At 47.0% G+C, this 17,515-nt stretch carries 13 protein-coding genes; 3 read left to right on the top strand and 10 right to left on the bottom strand.

The genetic code is table 11. The features are described 5' to 3' along the window. Window positions 1–35 precede the first annotated feature (35 nt). Window positions 36–380: a DUF6249 domain-containing protein gene (locus tag AC1DCV_RS08120; protein WP_477022719.1), complete on the bottom strand. Its 345-nt coding sequence runs from the start codon at window positions 378–380 to the stop codon at window positions 36–38. Window positions 381–492: 112 nt separating this feature from the next. Between AC1DCV_RS08120 and AC1DCV_RS08125 the strand changes: the two genes are divergently transcribed. Both AC1DCV_RS08125 and AC1DCV_RS08130 read left to right on the top strand, forming a co-directional pair. Next, on the top strand, window positions 493–1,080 hold the full coding sequence (locus tag AC1DCV_RS08125; protein WP_477022720.1) for an RNA polymerase sigma factor: 588 nt from the start codon (window positions 493–495) through the stop codon (window positions 1,078–1,080). Beyond that, window positions 1,077–1,412: a hypothetical protein gene (locus tag AC1DCV_RS08130; RefSeq protein WP_477022721.1), complete on the top strand. Its 336-nt coding sequence runs from the start codon at window positions 1,077–1,079 to the stop codon at window positions 1,410–1,412. Before AC1DCV_RS08125 ends, AC1DCV_RS08130 begins: the two co-directional genes overlap by 4 nt. Window positions 1,413–1,455: 43 nt before the next feature. On the opposite strand, the gene AC1DCV_RS08135 is transcribed toward AC1DCV_RS08130, so the two are convergent. Further along, window positions 1,456–2,613 (bottom strand): aldose epimerase family protein, encoded by a 1,158-nt coding sequence (locus tag AC1DCV_RS08135; RefSeq protein ID WP_477022722.1) that lies wholly within the window; start codon window positions 2,611–2,613, stop codon window positions 1,456–1,458. 199 nt (window positions 2,614–2,812) lie between these two features. Here AC1DCV_RS08135 and AC1DCV_RS08140 point away from each other — a divergent pair, with 199 nt between their 5' ends. After that, window positions 2,813–5,167: a beta-L-arabinofuranosidase domain-containing protein gene (locus AC1DCV_RS08140; protein ID WP_477022723.1), complete on the top strand. Its 2,355-nt coding sequence runs from the start codon at window positions 2,813–2,815 to the stop codon at window positions 5,165–5,167. 169 nt (window positions 5,168–5,336) lie between these two features. Here AC1DCV_RS08140 and AC1DCV_RS08145 read toward each other — a convergent pair whose 3' ends face one another. The 8 genes from AC1DCV_RS08145 to AC1DCV_RS08180 all read right to left on the bottom strand — a co-directional run bounded on the left by AC1DCV_RS08145 (window position 5,337) and on the right by AC1DCV_RS08180 (window position 17,495). Then, window positions 5,337–7,334, bottom strand: coding sequence for an alpha-L-arabinofuranosidase C-terminal domain-containing protein (locus AC1DCV_RS08145; protein ID WP_477022724.1), 1,998 nt, complete (start codon window positions 7,332–7,334; stop codon window positions 5,337–5,339). 63 nt (window positions 7,335–7,397) lie between these two features. Then, window positions 7,398–8,117, bottom strand: a complete 720-nt coding sequence (locus tag AC1DCV_RS08150) for an NUDIX hydrolase (RefSeq protein WP_477022725.1) — start codon at window positions 8,115–8,117, stop codon at window positions 7,398–7,400. An 87-nt stretch (window positions 8,118–8,204) separates the two neighbouring features. Beyond that, window positions 8,205–9,887 (bottom strand): sodium:solute symporter family transporter, encoded by a 1,683-nt coding sequence (locus tag AC1DCV_RS08155; protein WP_441574154.1) that lies wholly within the window; start codon window positions 9,885–9,887, stop codon window positions 8,205–8,207. Window positions 9,888–10,013: 126 nt separating this feature from the next. Then, complete coding sequence (gene araA / locus AC1DCV_RS08160) at window positions 10,014–11,489, bottom strand: L-arabinose isomerase (protein WP_477022726.1); 1,476 nt, start codon at window positions 11,487–11,489, stop codon at window positions 10,014–10,016. A 10-nt stretch (window positions 11,490–11,499) separates the two neighbouring features. Continuing rightward, the gene (locus AC1DCV_RS08165; RefSeq protein ID WP_477022727.1) at window positions 11,500–12,198 is read right to left on the bottom strand and encodes an L-ribulose-5-phosphate 4-epimerase; all 699 of its coding nucleotides are present in this window, start codon (window positions 12,196–12,198) and stop codon (window positions 11,500–11,502) included. A 7-nt stretch (window positions 12,199–12,205) separates the two neighbouring features. Further along, window positions 12,206–13,879, bottom strand: a complete 1,674-nt coding sequence (locus AC1DCV_RS08170) for a ribulokinase (RefSeq protein WP_477022728.1) — start codon at window positions 13,877–13,879, stop codon at window positions 12,206–12,208. 113 nt (window positions 13,880–13,992) lie between these two features. Next, window positions 13,993–15,540, bottom strand: a complete 1,548-nt coding sequence (locus AC1DCV_RS08175) for an alpha-N-arabinofuranosidase (RefSeq protein ID WP_477022729.1) — start codon at window positions 15,538–15,540, stop codon at window positions 13,993–13,995. A 218-nt stretch (window positions 15,541–15,758) separates the two neighbouring features. After that, complete coding sequence (locus tag AC1DCV_RS08180) at window positions 15,759–17,495, bottom strand: LamG-like jellyroll fold domain-containing protein (protein WP_477022730.1); 1,737 nt, start codon at window positions 17,493–17,495, stop codon at window positions 15,759–15,761. Window positions 17,496–17,515 lie beyond the last annotated feature (20 nt).

The raw sequence follows: 17,515 nt of genomic DNA on the forward strand, positions 1-17,515 counted from the left end.
TCCTGTGATGGGATGGTATACTTTCTTAGGTATGTTTAAGGCTTCCGGGAATGGGATTTAAGCAGCGCATATCCCACTAATAAACTAATACCTAAACAAAGGAATATAGAAAAGATAAATTTAAGGTCATTGCTAACTCCCGGAATGGGTAGTGCATCCAGCAAGGCGCCTGTCAGCAATCCCATCGCAATGCCAATACTTATAATACCCAGTATTAATAAGAAAGGCAGTACTGTTATATTTCCCTTGAAATAATCTGGCGGCAGTCCTTTCTCAAGGATGGCCATTCGTTCTTTATGCCTGGTCGTGAAATAATAATAGCTGATTCCGAATATGACCAGTGCAATAGCAATAAATAAGGCGGCGGACGTTAGTTGCATGTTGTATTATTTAAAAGTTTTTGGCTACTTTCATATTAGACCAGCCATTTGCCCAAATGGTCACAATATTTTTTTTGTGACCACTTTCCTTCTTTGCTGGTCTAACTATCTGATGAAACTATTTAGGCAAATTCAACCCGAAGATGAACTATTAAAAAAAGCAGCGCTTGGTGACCCTGCCGGCATAGCTTATCTGGTGAATACCTATAAGGACTTTGCCTTCACCATTGCCATGGGGATTGTTTCAAACAGGGAGGATGCGGAGGAAGTTGTACAGGATTCCTTTGTAAAAGCCTTTGCTGCTCTCCGAAAATTTAATAACAATGCTAAATTTTCCTCCTGGCTTTATAAAATTGTTTATAATACTTCGATTACAAAAATCCAGTACAGGAAGCCGCAGCCGGTCCCTTTCGAAACACAGTACGCAGCCGGTTTACCGGGATTTTCTGAAAATCAGAGCTGGGATGCGTTAATCGCCACAGAAAGGAAAAAATACGTGACCCTGCTGCTGAATGAACTGGCAGCGGAAGACAGAACCATCATTACGCTTCATTATATCGCGGAAAAAAGTATCGGGGAGATTTGCGATATACTGGGAATGAATAAATCCGCCATAAAAATGCGGCTGCTGAGAGGACGTAAACAACTGGAAGCGGCGTTACAGTTATTACTGGACCAGGAAAAAAGAAATTTATTATGAATAAAATCAATGACGACCAACTCCGTGTATTTTTAAAAGAAAACGGCACGGCGCAAACAACGGAGCAGTTTTCCGCTGAATTAACGGCGCTGCTGGTGCACAAGTACAGTACGCAGCCTATCAATCGTCCGCTTGAATTTAAAGCCGGCAAATGGCTCGGAAAGGTCATTATAGGGGTATTGGTTTGCTTTAACCTGGCCCTGCTGGGTTATGTGGGGATCTTATATGTGTCGCCGGTACTTTTTATGTGTTTGATAGCCGCTATCCTGGGGGTATGGGGAATGATCGGCATGATGAAGAAAGAAATGCCAGACCAGCGCGCAGCTGCATAAATTAAGCGGTTGCCCCAGATGGAAACAACCGCCTTACTATTACTTATTTTGTAGAGAATTTATACACAGTGGTTTGTGAAAACGTTTCACCTGGCTTCAGGATCACGTTAGGGAAAGACGGCTGATTCGGAGAATCAGGGAAATGCTGCGTTTCCAGGCAAAGTGCTGCGTTCTTCACATATTTTTTACCATCACGGGTATTGGTAAGGGTACCATCCAGGAAGTTGCCGGTATAAAACTGTATACCTGGCTGCGTAGTAGCTACTTCCATGAAACGACCGCTGTTAGGATCGTACAGGGTAGCAATAGTTTCCAGATCGCCTTCTTTTTTGTCCAGTACCCAGTTATGGTCATACCCACCTTTTACTTTACCGATATCGGCGCCGATTTTCTTAGGTGACGTAAAATCCATAGGGCCACCTTTTACCGGATCCAGTTTACCGGTAGGAATCAGTTTATCCGTAACCGGGGTATAACGACTGGCCTTCAGGGACAATTCATGGCCCAGGATGGTGCTGTCTTTACCAGCAGAAAGATTAAAATAAGCGTGGTTGGTGAGGTTCACCGGGGTGGCTTTATCGGAAGTAGCTTTGTAAGTAATCTGCAGGGCGTTGTCAGGCGTGAGCGTATACACTACGGTTGCCTGTAAAGTACCTGGATAACCTTCTTCCCCGTCTTTGCTGGTATATACCAGCTGCAGACTGCTGTCGCCAGCGGGGGTGGCTGCCCATACTACTTTATCAAAGCCTTTAAGACCGCCATGAAGACTATTTACATCGTTATTGGCAGCAAGGGAATATTCTTTGCCATCCAGTTTGAATTTTGCATTGGCAATCCTGTTGGCGTAGCGGCCAATCAGCGCGCCAAAGTAAGGCTGTCCTTTTTGCTGGTAACCTGATAATGAATCGTAAGATAATACGACGTTTCCTTTCTGGCCTTCTTTGTCGGCGGTGATAATATCGGTAATGGTACCGCCGTAGTTCAGGATCTTAACTTCCATCCCATTGGCATTCTTCAGGGTGTATTGCAATACTTCCTGACCGTCTGCATGACCAAAGCTGCGCGGGCCGTTAGCCGGAGTAGTGGCAACTGCTGTGGAATCCTTACTTTCTTCTGTCTTAGGAGCATTGTTGTTACAGGAAGCCAGTAGGGTGCCACCGGAAATCAATAGGGCAGTCATCGCCTTTAAATTCATGTCCATAACGTATTTTGGTATTAAGTGAAAAAGAGTCACTAAATATCGTGATAATCCGGCTAAAGTCAAATAATTTTATTTTATTTTTAGTGTCAATTAAACAATTAAAAAAGCGAATGATTAAAATACGTATACTATCTGTCAATAATCGGAAAGTAAGTATACGGCGTGGTAGCTAGCTTTAGCGGGATAAATATTGATGAATATGAAAAGACTGATCATTACCTGTCTGGCACTGGCAGGGTATTATAGCACAACTGCCCAGTCCTATGTTCCGGGCTGGAAAGAGCCTAAGATGAAAGTGCTGCCGGCAGTAGCCATTAAAGCATATCCGTTTCCGTTAGCGGCCGTAACGTTACTGGACGGCCCGTTCAAAACAGCCATGCTGGCGGATGCACATTACCTGCTAAAAATAGACCCCGACAGATTATTGTCGGCCTTCCGCTCCAATGCTGGTCTGGCACCTAAAGGGAAACAATACGGCGGTTGGGAAACTGGTGGCCTCGCCGGACATACCATGGGCCATTACTTATCCGCCTGCGCCATGCAATATGCCGCCACGAAAGATACCGCTTACCTGAACCGGGTGAACTACCTGGTAAATGAACTGGCCTTATGTCAGCAAAGCCGCCACAGCGGATATATTGGCGCCTTCCCTAATGATGATAAACTCTGGACCGAGGTAGCCGCCGGCGATATCCGCTCCCGCGGCTTTGACCTCAACGGTGCCTGGTCACCCTGGTATACGGTACATAAAATAATGGCCGGCTTACTGGACGCATGGCTCTATTGCAATAATGCACAAGCATTGCAGGTCAACAAAGGTATCGCCGACTGGACCGGCAATGTCATCAAAAATCTCACGGAAGCACAGATGCAGCAAATGCTGATCTGCGAATACGGTGGCATGGCGGAAACACTTGTCAATACCTACGCCCTGAGTGGCGATAAAAAGTACCTTGATCTCTCCTATCGCTTCTATGATAAACGTATTCTTGATTCACTGGCTATCGGGAAAGATGTACTTCCCGGTAAGCATTCCAACACCCAGATCCCCAAAGCTATTGCCAGCATCCGGAGATATGAACTGAATAAAGACAGCAACGATGCTGCCATTGCCACCTACTTCTGGGAGGTAGTGACAAAAGATCACTCCTATGCCAACGGAGGTAATAGCAATTATGAATATTTCGGCGCCGCCAGACAACTCAACGAAGCACTAACGGACAACACCACCGAAACCTGCAATACCTATAACATGCTGAAGCTGACCAGGCACCTGTTTGCTTTGTCGCCACAAGCCAGACTAATGGACTATTACGAAAAGGCATTGTATAATCATATTCTCGCCTCTCAAAATCATGAAACCGGTATGATGTGCTACTTCGTACCACTCCGTATGGGTGGCAAAAAAGAGTACAGCGATGAGTTCGAAACCTTTACCTGCTGTGTTGGATCAGGTATGGAAAATCATGTGAAATATGGCGAGAGCATTTATTACAAAGGCGAAGACGGAAGTCTGTATGTCAACCTCTTTATCCCATCTGTACTGCAATGGCAGGAAAAAGAAATTACCCTGAAACAGGAAAACAATCTGCCTGCCGATAATCGTACTACCTTCACCGTTAGTACGAAGCAGACTGCTTCCTTTGCGTTACGCATCCGTAAACCAGCCTGGGCTAGAGCAGGCATTACCCTGCGGGTAAATGGCACCGCCCAGCCGCTCACGACAGATCCAGGCGGCTACTTTGTGATCCGCCGCAATTGGAAAAACAATGATAAAGTAACGCTTACCTTACCCGCAGATGTGTATACAGAAGCCATCCCCGATAACCCAAATCGACAGGCATTGTTCTACGGCCCTGTGTTGCTATCCGGTATACTGGGTGAAAAAGAACCAGACCCGGTTAGTGGTGTGCCGGTATTGGTCACTGCCAATCATTCCCCCGATACCTGGATCAAACGCACCGATAACAATACGCTCACCTTCCGCTCTGTTGGCACCGCACAACCACAGGATGTTACGCTGTCACCTTTCTATCAAACTAAAAACGAATATTACACCGTATACTGGGATGTATTTTCACCGGAGAGCTGGAAGCTGCAACAGGTACGCTATGCCGCTGAAAAAAAGCAACAGCAGGAACTCGATGCCCGCACCACAGATATCCTTCGCCCCGGAGAAATGCAACCAGAACGTGATCATGAATTCACCGGTGAAAAAACAACCACTGAAGAAGAGCATGGCCGCAAATGGCGTATCGCATGGCCGGAAGGTTATTTCTCCTTCCAGATGAAAGTAGCCCCCAACAGCAAACACTCCCTGCAATGCACGTACTGGGGTATGGATAACCGTGGCAGAACATTCGACATTATAGTAGACGGCACCACGATCGCAACAGAAGATATCAATAAATTCAAGGAGAGCCGGTTTTATCAGATCTCCTATGCAATACCTGAAAGCCTGACAAAAGGAAAAGAACGCGTGAACATACGTTTTGTACCTAAAAACAATAACAGCGCCGGACCGTTGTACGGCTGCAGAATGGTGAAAGAGTAAATGACCGTTGGGTTGTTTCCGGTCGATCGCCCGGAAACAACCCAACTAATCAGCTACCTCAAAAGAATCGTTTTCCCAACGTACCATTGACATACATAATCATTATGAAAAAAACCGCTGACAGGAGCATTTCCCGCCAACGGCTTATATAGTGGGACAGTTATATGATCTACTCATTCATCTTAATCCTGATCACGTAAAAAGACCAGGGTGCTATATTAGTTCGTATTGTCTTGCCTTTAATATCAATACTTTGTACAACCGGGGAAATATTCGTTGGCTGATCGAGGGAATTCAGTCCCTGCAGGCTATTGCTTTGCAATTTAGTTACGCTTCCACTGGTGGCCAGCTTCCTGCCCTGCACAATCAACTCCGCAGGAATAGAATTAGCGGATGTATTCACCAGTTTTACCACCAGTTCGCCAGTAACATGGTCCACTACCGCTGAAGCATATACGCTGTCCTGTCCGCTGATCACGTCATTATTTTTCAGAATCGGTACCACCACACTCCCTTTGTTGTTAGCATAGAGTTTTTGTACATAGTAGTTCGGCGTACCATACGAGCGTAGGTTATCAAACCAGATCAGATCCGGTGTCCATTGCCAGCCATCCACATGTGCCAGCAATGGCGCGTAGGAAGCCATTACCACTACATCTGTATTGCGTTCCAGGCCGGTCATAAATGCAGCCTCAGCGAGGGCGCACTGCCAGGTATTTTTATTATCACCATTGCCAACACCTTTGCTGTGAGCAGCATACTCGCCGGCAAAGATCTTCGGTCCCTTGCGGTCGTACGTATCGTAACGCGAAGCATTTTTCAGGAACCATTCGGGGGAACTGTAATAATGTTCATCCAGGATATCTGCATGCAGTTTACGCAACGTATCATTCAGGAAAGTAAATTTATCACCGTCCGGACCGGGTCCCAGGCTATTGATCAATTTTATGTCCGGATACTTTTCTTTAATCGCTTTTGCAAAAATCGTGTAACGCTCTACATACTGCGGCCCCCACTGTTCATTGCCCACACCCATCATTTTCAGGTTAAATGGTGCAGGATGTCCCATTTTGGCACGCAGGGCCCCCCATGTAGTATTTACATCTCCATTGGCAAATGCTATCAGGTCCAGTGCGTCCTGTATGTAAGGGTCCAGCTCATTTACAGCAACGACTTCACTGCTATTAAACTGACAGGCCATGCCACAGTTGAGAATCGGTAGTGGTGAAGCACCAATATCTTCCGACAGCTGAAAGTATTCGAAGAAGCCCAATCCGAAAGATTGAAAATAATCCGGTGTTGAACGGTGTGCAAACTCTGTATTCCATCGGTTCATGATCACTTCGCGCTCATTCACATCTCCTACTGTTTTCTTCCACTGATAGCGGTTGGTCAGCTCCCGCCCTTCTACAATGCAGCCTCCGGGGAAGCGGAGAAATCCCGGATGCAGGTCTGCCAGTAATTGTACGAGATCGGCACGTAAGCCATTGGGGCGCTCTTTCCAGGTATGCTGCGGGAACAATGAAATCATGTCTATATCAACTATGCCCGGCCCTTTGAATGCCACCTGCAATTTTCCTTTAGATACCGTAGCGGAAGCCGTGAAGCTCCCTTTATATTGTTGCCAGCTATTGCCGACAGGTGCTATGGTAGTGCTGCCGATAGCTTTGCCTGATTCATCCAGTAAGGTAACCGTGAGTTCCATTGGCGTAGCAGACTGCTGTCTGGCATACAAAGAGAAATTATATTGCTCTCCTGCTTTAATGCCCATACCACGGAATCCTTCGTTCACCAATGCGAAATTACGTGTGTCGGGCACCGTTACCCTGGCAAAGCGGGGATTGGCCGCATTGGTGGTCTGCCGGTTGATAACCAGCACCTGCCCGTTGGCGGCTAGTTCCTTCGGAATACTCCAGCCCATGAGCGGTATACTGAATTCAAAGGAGCGGTTCTTCACCAGTTCCGCATAAATACCACCGTCTGCGCTAAGGTTGATATCTTCAAAGAAGATGCCCCACATATTGGGAGATACAGCCGTTTTAACTTCGTTGGCTTTCACGATAAAATTCAATGGGCGTTGCGCCGCTAACCGTACAGGAAACAATATCGACAGGAGTAATGACATAACTATCCCCTGTAACAGTATGGAGTATTTTTGTTTTTTCATAACAAGTCCAAATTAACAGAACTTATTTAATTGTCAAAATAACAATTAAAATATTCACCATTTTTATAACCTGCTGTTATGCTGCAGCACATGGGGGTCAGGAACAAAGTTGAGGAACGCGTGGAAGTTAGCGTTATACTTTTTGCGGTCTATTCTATAGTAGAAGGCGCCTTTTTTAGAGCTTAGTTTATCTTTATCAGTCAGCTTTACCAGCAGTTTGGTAGAAAGGATCTTGCGGCTGAAATTGCCTTTATCAAAAGAGATATTATACACAGATTCGTACAGGTGCTGTAATTGAGGGATTGTGAATTTACCCGGCAGTAGTTCCAGCAATAACGGGTGCAACGCTGCTTTATAACGAAGCTTTTCCTTCGCCAGGTCTACCATCGCTTTATGATCAAAGATCAGTTCCGGGTGATGATTAATAGGAAACCATACGGGGTGAAAATCTTCGTTCAGTTGTTGCTTATACTTCTGGATATCTATCAGGGCAGTGTAGGCTACAGACACAGTACGTTCTACAGTATCCCGGGAAGGCGAACTGAAGGTATGCAGTTGTTCCATGTAAATACCATCCAGTCCACTCAGATTTTTAAGCACCCTGCTGGCCGCATCTTCCGCACTTTCACTCTCCTGTACAAAGCCCCCTACCAGGCTCCATTGCCCTTTGCAAGGTTCAAAACCTCTCTGTATCAGCAGCAGTTTCAGCTCTTGCCCATCAAACCCAAATATAATACAGTCAACGGCAAATAACAACCTCGTCTGCTGCGAATATCTTTTCATAACGATGTATTAGTCAGTGAAAGTACAAATTTAAGCGGAGCTTTGTCTTTGTTCAGGATTATACTGAACAAAGACAAAATCCACGCTTTACCAAAAGCGTATATACAAAGCCGATAGCAACAACAGCGTAATAACAATCAATACGGTGGTAGCCGGACTGATCTTAAACATCGCTTTATCCAGTACAAATGCTTTGGGATTTATTTTTGGTCCGGCGAAGCTGATGGCAATCATCACTATCATGGTAAACATAAAAGCCAGGCCCATACAGATGAGGAAAGGAATTTCATACCCTCCTTTTCCATTGGGATAGGCCGTATAAAAAATGGTTTCATGACCTAATACCGTTGGTGCAAACTGGTTAAAGAAAACACAGAGCGTAAAGCCGGTAATGATACCTGCTACTGCCGCAGCGCCGGTAGTGCGTTTCCAGAACATGCCCAGCAGGAACATGGCAAATACACCGGGGCTGATAAAGCCGGTGTATTTCTGAATGAAGGTAAATCCACCTTCACCGCCAATTCCCAGCAGATCATTCCAGGTAAAGAGGATTCCTAACACCATCGCAACGATAACTGTGATACGGCCGGTCCATACCAGCTTTTCTTCAGAGGCGTCTTTGCTGATATATTTACGGTATACATCCAATGTAAAAATGGTAGAGATACTATTCGCTTTGCCTGCAAGTGAAGCCACAATGGCAGCTGTTAAAGCGGCAATAGACAAGCCTTTCAGCCCGGAAGGCAGAAAACCGAGAATAGCTGCATATGCCCCATCTTTGCTATCCAGACCTGGCAGGTGACCATTTTTCTGCAACACATAAGCTGCAATACCAGGCAACATAACGATGACAGGCATCATAATTTTCAGCAGGCCTGCAAAGAGAATTCCATTACGGGCGGTTTGCAGATTAGCCCCCAACGCACGTTGTGTAATATACTGATTGCAACCCCAGTAGTTAAGGTTCACGATCCACTGTCCTGCTGCATACATCAGGATACCCGGCAACACTAAATATTTATTGATATATTCCTGCGAAGATGCGGCATCGGGTTTAGCCAATATCATATGGAAATGATCCGGTGCATCTTTCATCAGGGCATTGAAACCAGCCATGGCATTATGCCCCAGGCCAAATTTTTCACTCACCAGCGTTAAGGCCATATAAGTGGTAGCCAGTCCGCCGATGATGAGTACACTCACCTGTATCACATCGGTATAACCAATTACCTTCATACCTCCCAATGTAATGATGACAGCAAAAACAGACAGGGCAATCATTACAACATGCAGGTATTCCCCTCCCAGCAAGCCATTGATAGCAAGTGCGCCGAGGTACAAAATAGAAGTGAGGTTAACGAACACATACAAAAACAGCCAGAAAATTGCCATGATTAACGCTACCGTTTCATTGTAGCGTGTTTTCAGGAACTGTGGCATGGTATAAATTTTATTCTTCAGGTAGATGGGAATAAACCACACTGCAATGATGATGAGCGCTATGGCTGCAATCCATTCATAAGCGGCTACCGCTATTCCTACAAAATAACCATCGCCACTCATGCCGATAAACTGCTCTGCAGAAATATTGGAGGCAATCAGAGAGGCACCGATGGCCCACCAGGTAAGCGATCCTTCTGCCAGGAAAAAATCTTTGGTATCAGTAGCGGTTTTCTTCTTCTTGCTATATATCCAGTAACCGTACGCAGATACAACAACGAAGTAAATGATAAAGACGAGAATGTCGCCAGTGGAGAGTATATTTTTCATAACGGGAGGGTTTTTAAGCTTTTAGCCATTAGCTTTTAGCTTTTAGCAAAATGCAGCGAAGAATAACATAACATCCCCTTCGCTGCATTTTGCTAAAAGCTAAAAGCTAACGGCTAAAAGCTATTTTCAATATGTTGCGTCATTCCAGCGGAGTTCATTTTTAAATTCACGCAGGTCTGTATGTTTATCTATCAGCGCCAGTTCTATGCCGGCCATTTCTGCAAAGTCCTGCATATGTACGGCGGTAAGGTTCTGACTATAGCAGGTATGATGTGCGCCACCTGCCAGTATCCAGGCGGTACATCCTTTTTTCATATCGGGATAAGGTTTCCACAATACGCGGGCTACGGGGAGCTTAGGCAGATCCTGTGGCGGCGCAACGGCTTCTACTTCGTTTACCAGCAAACGGAAACGGTTCCCCATATCCACCATAGACGCATTGATAGCAGGACCTGCAGCGGAGTTAAACACCAGTCTTACCGGATCTGACTTACCTCCTATTCCCAGCGGATGCTTCTCACAGGAAGGTTTACCATCTGCAATCGACTCACAGATTTCCAGCATATGCGAACCGAGTACCAGGGGGTTAGCCGGATCAAAATGGTAGGTATAATCTTCCATAAAAGAGTTGCCACCGGGTAAACCGCTGCCCATTACTTTCATGGCTCTCACGAGTGCAGCTGTTTTCCAATCGCCCTCCCCTGCAAAACCGTAGCCTGCTTTCATGAGACGTTGTACGGCAATACCTGGCAATTGCACCATGCCATGCAGGTCTTCAAACGTATCGGAGAATCCTTTGTAATCGCCTGCTTCCAGGAATGCTTTCAGGCCCAGCTCAATTCTGGCGGCATCTTTCAACGCCACATCCTGCAACAGTGCAGATGAAATAGTGTAGCTATCGCCATATTCCTTCACCAGGGAGGCAACGGCGGCATCGGAGATACCGTTGATCACATTCACCAGGTCCCCTATGCCGTGGGTATTACAGGAAAAACCCAGTTTGGATTCGGCTTCTACCTTATCACCGTCTGTTACGGCTACAAAGCGCATGTTATCTCCAAAGCGCACAAAGCGTCCTCCTTGCCAGTCGTGCCAGCCCGCGGCCACCCTGGCCCAGGCACCCAGTTCGTCCAGTACTTCCGGATCCTGCCAGTGGCCGGTGATTACTTTGCGGTTGATGCGCATGCGGCTCATCATAAATCCGAATTCCCGGTCGCCATGCGCGCTCTGGTTCAGGTTCATGAAGTCCATATCTATTTCGCTCCAGGGAATATCGCGGTTGTATTGGGTGTGGAGGTGACAGATTGGCTTGGCCAATGCTTTCAATCCACGTATCCACATTTTGGCCGGAGAAAAAGTGTGCATCCAGGTAACGATACCTATACAATTGGTAGCAGCATTAGCTTCCATGCATACAGCGTAAATCTCCTCCGGTGATTTCACCGTAGGCTTGTATACTACGGTAACGGGTATGCGCTTATCCTGATTCAGTGCGGCGGCTATTTCCTGGCTATGTGCGGCTACCTGTCTTAATGTTTCTTCTCCGTATAAATTTTGACTACCGGTAACAAACCAGATCTCAAATGTTTTCAGATTAATCATATTGCTTGGTTTACTGCCCGTAATAGGAATTGGGGCCATGTTTACGTTCAAAATGCTTTTTAATAAGTGCGTCTTTCAGACGGGGAGCGTTGCCGTTGATCGACTCGGTGAGGTACGCCATCTGTGCTACTGATTCCAGCACGGCGCTGTTATATACTGCTTTGGCAGGTGTGGCAGCCCAGGTAAAGGGTGCATGGTTGCCTACCAGGATCATTTCTATATCGGTGTAAGTGAGTCCGCGCTGCGACAATGTGTCCATGATCTGGAAGCCGGTCTGGTATTCATAGTCACCGGCAATCATCTCGTCAGACATGGGCGGTGCGCAGGGAATGTCTACCGTGTTATGGTCGGCATGCGTGGTGCCATAAATGGGAATATCGCGTTGACTCTGTGCCCATGCGGTGGCATAGGTAGAGTGGGTATGGACAATACCGCCAATATGCTCCCAGTGTTTATATAATACGGCGTGGGTCAGCGTATCAGAAGACGGGCGTAGTTGTCCGTCCACTGTTCTGCCATCAAAATCCACTATCACCATTTTTTCCGGTGTCAGTTCAGCGTATGGCACGCCGCTGGGTTTAATGGCAAATACACCTTGCCGGCGATCAACTGCACTTACATTACCAAAGGTGAAGATCACCAGTCCTAATGCAGGCAACTGCATATTGGCCTCATATGCGGCCAGCCGGATATCCTGATATTGTTGCATACAACTATTAATCTATGGTGATGGCGGCAGTAAAGGCGCCTAAAGCTTTATATTTCTGGTACCTGTTTTCGTATATTCCTGCCCGTTGCACATCCGGTTGATAAGTCTTTTCGAAGCCCTGCCCCATGGCTTCCATGGCTTCTTCCACTCGGGTAAATATGCCGGCGGCGGTAGCAGCAAACATAGCGGCGCCCAGTGCGCAGGTTTGTTCGGAGCGGTGAATACGAATAGGCATGTTCATTACGTCTGCCATCATCTGCATGATAAAGGCCGACTTTTTGGCGACACCGCCGATACCGATCAATCCTTTTACGGGTACGCCTTCCCTTTCGAAACGTTCTACAATGGCTTTGGCGCCAAAGCAGGTGGACTCTGCCACGGTGCGGAAAATGCGGGGAGCATCTGTAGCGAGATTCAGTCCGGTGAGGGTACCTTTGAGCGACTGGTCCGCATCGGGGGTACGACGACCGTTCAGCCAGTCGATCCCCAGTTCACTATGCTCTTCCGGTGCGATCTGCGCGGCCTGCCGGGCCAGCTCAGTGATCATTCTACCACTGGTTTCTTCCGCTAACCTGGCTGCGGTGGCGGCGTCTATCAGGGAAGAGGAAGGCAGCAGCTGTTGTAACGGCCACGCCAGTACGTTGCTGAACCAGGCGTAAGCATCTCCGAAAGCGGACTGTCCGGCTTCCATGCCCATCATACCGGGGATCACAGATCCCGGTACCTGACCACAGATGCCTTTTACCAGGGTGTGTTGCATCTCTTCCATGGGCGCCACCAGCATATCGCAGGTGGAAGTACCCATTACTTTGCTGAGATGGTATGGTTCTATTTGTCCGCCTACGGCGCCCATATGCGCATCAAAAGCACCGATGCCGATGACCACACTGGTGGGAAGTCCCAGCCGCTCCGACCACTCCGGACACAGATGTCCGGCGGCTTCGCTGGCGGTATATGTTTTGCTAAAGAGGCGTTGTGTGAATCCCTGTAACAATGGATCTACGGCCGTAAAAAAAGCATCGGGTGGTAGCCCGCCAAATGCTTCTGCAAAAAGGGCTTTATGGCCGGCGCTGCAAACACCGCGTTTCAACTGACTTACATGTTTGCCTCCTGAAAGCAGAAAAGGTATCCAGTCGCAGTGCTCTACCCAGGAATACGTAGCTTTCCTAACGGCTTCGTCTGCACGAAGAATATGCAGCAATTTAGCCCAGAACCATTCAGAAGAATAAATGCCGCCAACAAAGCGAAGATAGTTCTCTTCAAAGGTGGCTGCCGTAGCGTTGATGGCAGCTGCTTCCTTCAGAGCGGTATGATCTTTCCACAATACAAACATGGCATTAGGATTATCATGGAAGGCGGGCGTAAGCGCCAGCGGTGTACCTGTTTCGTCTACTGCCACAGGGCTGGAACCTGTAGTATCTACGGAGATGGCTTTGATGTTAGCCGCCACAGTACTCCCTGCCTGCTGCAAACATTGTTTGATGGTGGTTTCCAGTCCTTCCACATAGTCCAGCGGGTGCTGACGGAAACGGCTCTGTGCAGCGTTGCAGTACAAACCATCTTTCCAGCGTGGATAATAAAATACCGCTGCTGCTATTTCCTGACCGTTTTGTACATCCACTATGATGGAACGGACGGAATCGGTGCCGTAATCTACTCCTATAACGTAAGATGAATTCATATTTAATGTATCATTGACACTTATAAAAAAGAAATTACGAATTACGGAGTTGTGAGGAGACTTATACGAATATCTCCTGTAAAATCTCCTCACAACTCCGTAATTCGTAATTCTTATTTCAGTTCCAGCATTACCACTGAGAAAGGCGGTAGTTTTACGCTGATGGCATTGTTCTTAAGCGATGCGCCTTTGAAATCTACCGGCTTAATAGTATTTGGCTTTGCAAAACTATTGTAGTCCTGCAATTTAGCAGAGGTAAGTAATCGGCCATTGACAGATTTGTAGGCCTGGCTGCGGGTATCCAGCGTAATTTCCTGTGCTTTATGGGCATCAATATTTACCAGGGAAATATGCGTAACGCCATTTTTATCTTTCGAAGCAGAAACGGTAACTGCTGGCAATTTTTCATTACCAAGCGTATAGTCGTTGCAGTGAACATCAACAGGGATCAGGGTGGCATCCTGGTGTACGCTGTACATCTCCATCACGTAGTAGGTGGGCGTTAATACCATGGTGTCTCCCTTAGTAAGGATAACCGATTGCAGTACATTGATCGCCTGTGCCAGGTTGGCCATGCGTACACGATCGGAATGATTATTAAAGATGTTGAGGGTGGAACCTGCGATCATAGCATCGCGCATGGTATTCTGCTGAAACAGGAAGCCAGGGTTCGTACCTCCTTGTACGTTATACCATCCACCCCATTCGTCTACTACAAGGGCTACCTTTTTTGCCGGATCATACTTGTCCATTACGGCCGTATGTTTACGGATCAGGGTATCGGTCAGCAGGGCCGACTTCATCGTTGTAAAATATTGCTGTTCTGTGAAATCAACCGCGTCCCCTTTGCGGTTCCAGTCTATGATAGAATAATGGTGCACGGCCACGCCCTGCAACAAATGCAGTGGAATATTTTTCATCAATACTTCGGTCCAGTTATAATCCGCATCGCTGGCGCCGGAGGCGATCCGGAAAATTCCATCCTTCAAATCACTATTCATAAAGGTGGCAAACTTGCGGTACTGATCTACATAATATTCAGGACGCATATTACCGCCACAGCCCCACGCTTCGTTACCTACGCCCCAGAAGCGAACCTTCCAGGGGGCCTGCCGGCCATTTTGCTGCCGCAGGTCAGACATCGGGCTTTTACCACCGAAGTTGGCATACTGCACCCAGTCCCCCAGTTCCTGCACCGTACCACTGCCTACGTTGCCAGAGAGGTAAGGCTCTGCGCCCAGCTCTTCACACATGTTCAGGAAGTCGTGTGTGCCGAAGCTGTTGTTCTCTGTTACATTTCCCCACCAGGTATTTACGATGGCCGGCCTTTTATCTTTCGGGCCTATACCATCCTTCCAGTGATAAGTATCTGCAAAACAACCACCCGGCCAGCGGAGATTGGGAATTTTCATTTTTCGCAGGGCGGCGATAACATCCTTACGAACCCCGTTCGTATTGGGAATATGGGAAGTGTCACCCACATAAAATCCACCATAAATACAATTGCCGAGATGTTCCGCAAAATGCCCGTAAATATTGCGGTTGATCGTTTGTGTGGGCGCATCAGAACGGAAGGTAACCGTATTTTGTGCTTGTATGGCCTGCGTGGAAAGCAACAGCCCTATAATACCTGTACAGATATAATGATATTGTTTTTTCATAACGAGGTTTTAAAATATCCTGTCCCGCAACCTTGATTTGCAGTGACAATTCAAAAGAACAAAATAATTGTCACATTTACAATTAAAAAGCAAGAAAAAATATTTATTACATCAATAACTAGCCATAGTAAAGGATTACACCTCATCTATTCTTCTGTAAGAATAAAAAAGGGACACCGTTGCCGGCATCCCCTGATATACTGTACTATAATCGACCTTTAGTTAATACCGATCACCTGCAGCCAGTTCTTTCCCGGCGGCTTATCATCGCCCTGCAGGGTAATGCCTATCCAGGTCATCATGGAAGGCACCACGTCATGTATAGAAGGTGCATCATCGGAAAGCGTGATCGGCGCACCTATGAAATCCCATGAATACGGACCTACAATCGTAAAATCGCTGTGGGAAGCACTTCTGTCAACCAGTTTATTACCGCTGCCATCATTGCCCGGCCAGTTGCCTATCAGGTTCTTGTAATAGGGATGTGTGGCATCTATATCAGAAACATAGGCGTACTTCTTAATCGCATCGTCCGGCATTGCCGTATTCCAGATACGGACATCCGCCATGTTCATATCCACCACGTTATCATCGTACCATACAGTAGGGTTGTAACCAATCACCAGTGGGCTGGGCGACACGATGGATGGCTCTCCGTCTGTAATGGTGCCGGAGCCTTTGCCTTCCCCATCTACATACACATTGGCCTTGTAGGTATTTCCCCCGCCGGCATCTTTAGTATGGGTAATGGTGGCTGCAATAGCATGAAAGTTACCGTCCACAATCGCTTTTGTTGGGGTGATTTCCAACGCATTGGTACCATCATGCACTACAAACACCACATCATTCCCACTGCGGTAAAATGACCATCCTACTACGGCACTGTCCACGTTTCTGCACTTGGTAAGAAACGGCGGATAATAGTAATCGAAATCGCCGTTGAGTCCTCTCGCAAATTTAACTTTTGCCTCAATCGTAATATCTCCTGTGCCGGGGTTGTAGATATCGTTATAATTTTCTGCACGTACATATCCCGGATCACCGCCATGGAACCGGATGCCATAGTCAAATATTTTGGGGCCAACGAATTTTCCGGGTGTGATCAGGGGGCTGTAATAGATAGAGAAGGTATTACGCTCCATCGCTGATTTACCGCCCATTTGTTTCATATAGCCGCCACTGGTAGACTGTATGATTACTAACCAGTCTTCTTTATCAGCATCCTTACGCGCCTTGAGGGCATCCAGCAGTTTGCCTACATTGGCATCCACGTCTGAAATGGCCTGGCGATAGGTAGCATTATCACTGAACCCGGCCTGTAAACCAGCCTTGGCAGGCCCACTCAGGTTTACAATCAGCGCATCCGGGCTGGACGATGACAGCTCAGTTACTGCTGCGTCCACTACCCCCTTGTCGCCGGCTGTTCTGCTCACATCCACCACTTTATCTGCATTATTGAGCAGGAAGTTATTAAGGTCATCCCATTGCGTAATGGCAGTTACCTTGGTATTGAGATTATCCTGTTTCAGATAGTAGATGAAGCTGAAGTAATACTTGATATCTGCATGACTTCCCTGCACCGATTTTGGAATCAGTGTGCTGTCGCCTATCTGGTGACTGAGATAGGGCATCCCGGTAGTAAGTCCGGTCCAGCCGGCTGCCACGGTAGATACGGTATCATTCAGCCCTTCCCAGGTGTACACACTCTTAGTGAGCAATCCTGTCATTACTGTTGGATTAAAACTTTCCACCAGCTTGCCGGGCGCACCATCTATCCCGATCAACAGCACTTTTCTCTTCTTGAATTTAGCGCCACCATAATTCAATCCTGCGGTATCGGTATCGTATTTAGACAGTGCCGGAAACTCTTTCCGGCAGGCGCTTATACCCGCTACAAATATGATAGCAGCTGCTATCAATCCTCCGCGTATATATCCTGATAATAATTTCTGCATAAAGCATTCGTTTAAGAAAG

Source organism: Chitinophaga sp. 10T418, from assembly GCF_056394125.1.

Coding starts and splice junctions, on each gene's coding strand:
- AC1DCV_RS08120 (WP_477022719.1), bottom strand. CDS start 380: ATGCAACTAACGTCCGCCGCCTTATTTATTGCTATTGCACTGGTCATA.
- AC1DCV_RS08125 (WP_477022720.1), top strand. CDS start 493: ATGAAACTATTTAGGCAAATTCAACCCGAAGATGAACTATTAAAAAAA.
- AC1DCV_RS08130 (WP_477022721.1), top strand. CDS start 1,077: ATGAATAAAATCAATGACGACCAACTCCGTGTATTTTTAAAAGAAAAC.
- AC1DCV_RS08135 (WP_477022722.1), bottom strand. CDS start 2,613: ATGGACATGAATTTAAAGGCGATGACTGCCCTATTGATTTCCGGTGGC.
- AC1DCV_RS08140 (WP_477022723.1), top strand. CDS start 2,813: ATGAAAAGACTGATCATTACCTGTCTGGCACTGGCAGGGTATTATAGC.
- AC1DCV_RS08145 (WP_477022724.1), bottom strand. CDS start 7,334: ATGAAAAAACAAAAATACTCCATACTGTTACAGGGGATAGTTATGTCA.
- AC1DCV_RS08150 (WP_477022725.1), bottom strand. CDS start 8,117: ATGAAAAGATATTCGCAGCAGACGAGGTTGTTATTTGCCGTTGACTGT.
- AC1DCV_RS08155 (WP_441574154.1), bottom strand. CDS start 9,887: ATGAAAAATATACTCTCCACTGGCGACATTCTCGTCTTTATCATTTAC.
- araA (WP_477022726.1), bottom strand. CDS start 11,489: ATGATTAATCTGAAAACATTTGAGATCTGGTTTGTTACCGGTAGTCAA.
- AC1DCV_RS08165 (WP_477022727.1), bottom strand. CDS start 12,198: ATGCAACAATATCAGGATATCCGGCTGGCCGCATATGAGGCCAATATG.
- AC1DCV_RS08170 (WP_477022728.1), bottom strand. CDS start 13,879: ATGAATTCATCTTACGTTATAGGAGTAGATTACGGCACCGATTCCGTC.
- AC1DCV_RS08175 (WP_477022729.1), bottom strand. CDS start 15,540: ATGAAAAAACAATATCATTATATCTGTACAGGTATTATAGGGCTGTTG.
- AC1DCV_RS08180 (WP_477022730.1), bottom strand. CDS start 17,495: ATGCAGAAATTATTATCAGGATATATACGCGGAGGATTGATAGCAGCT.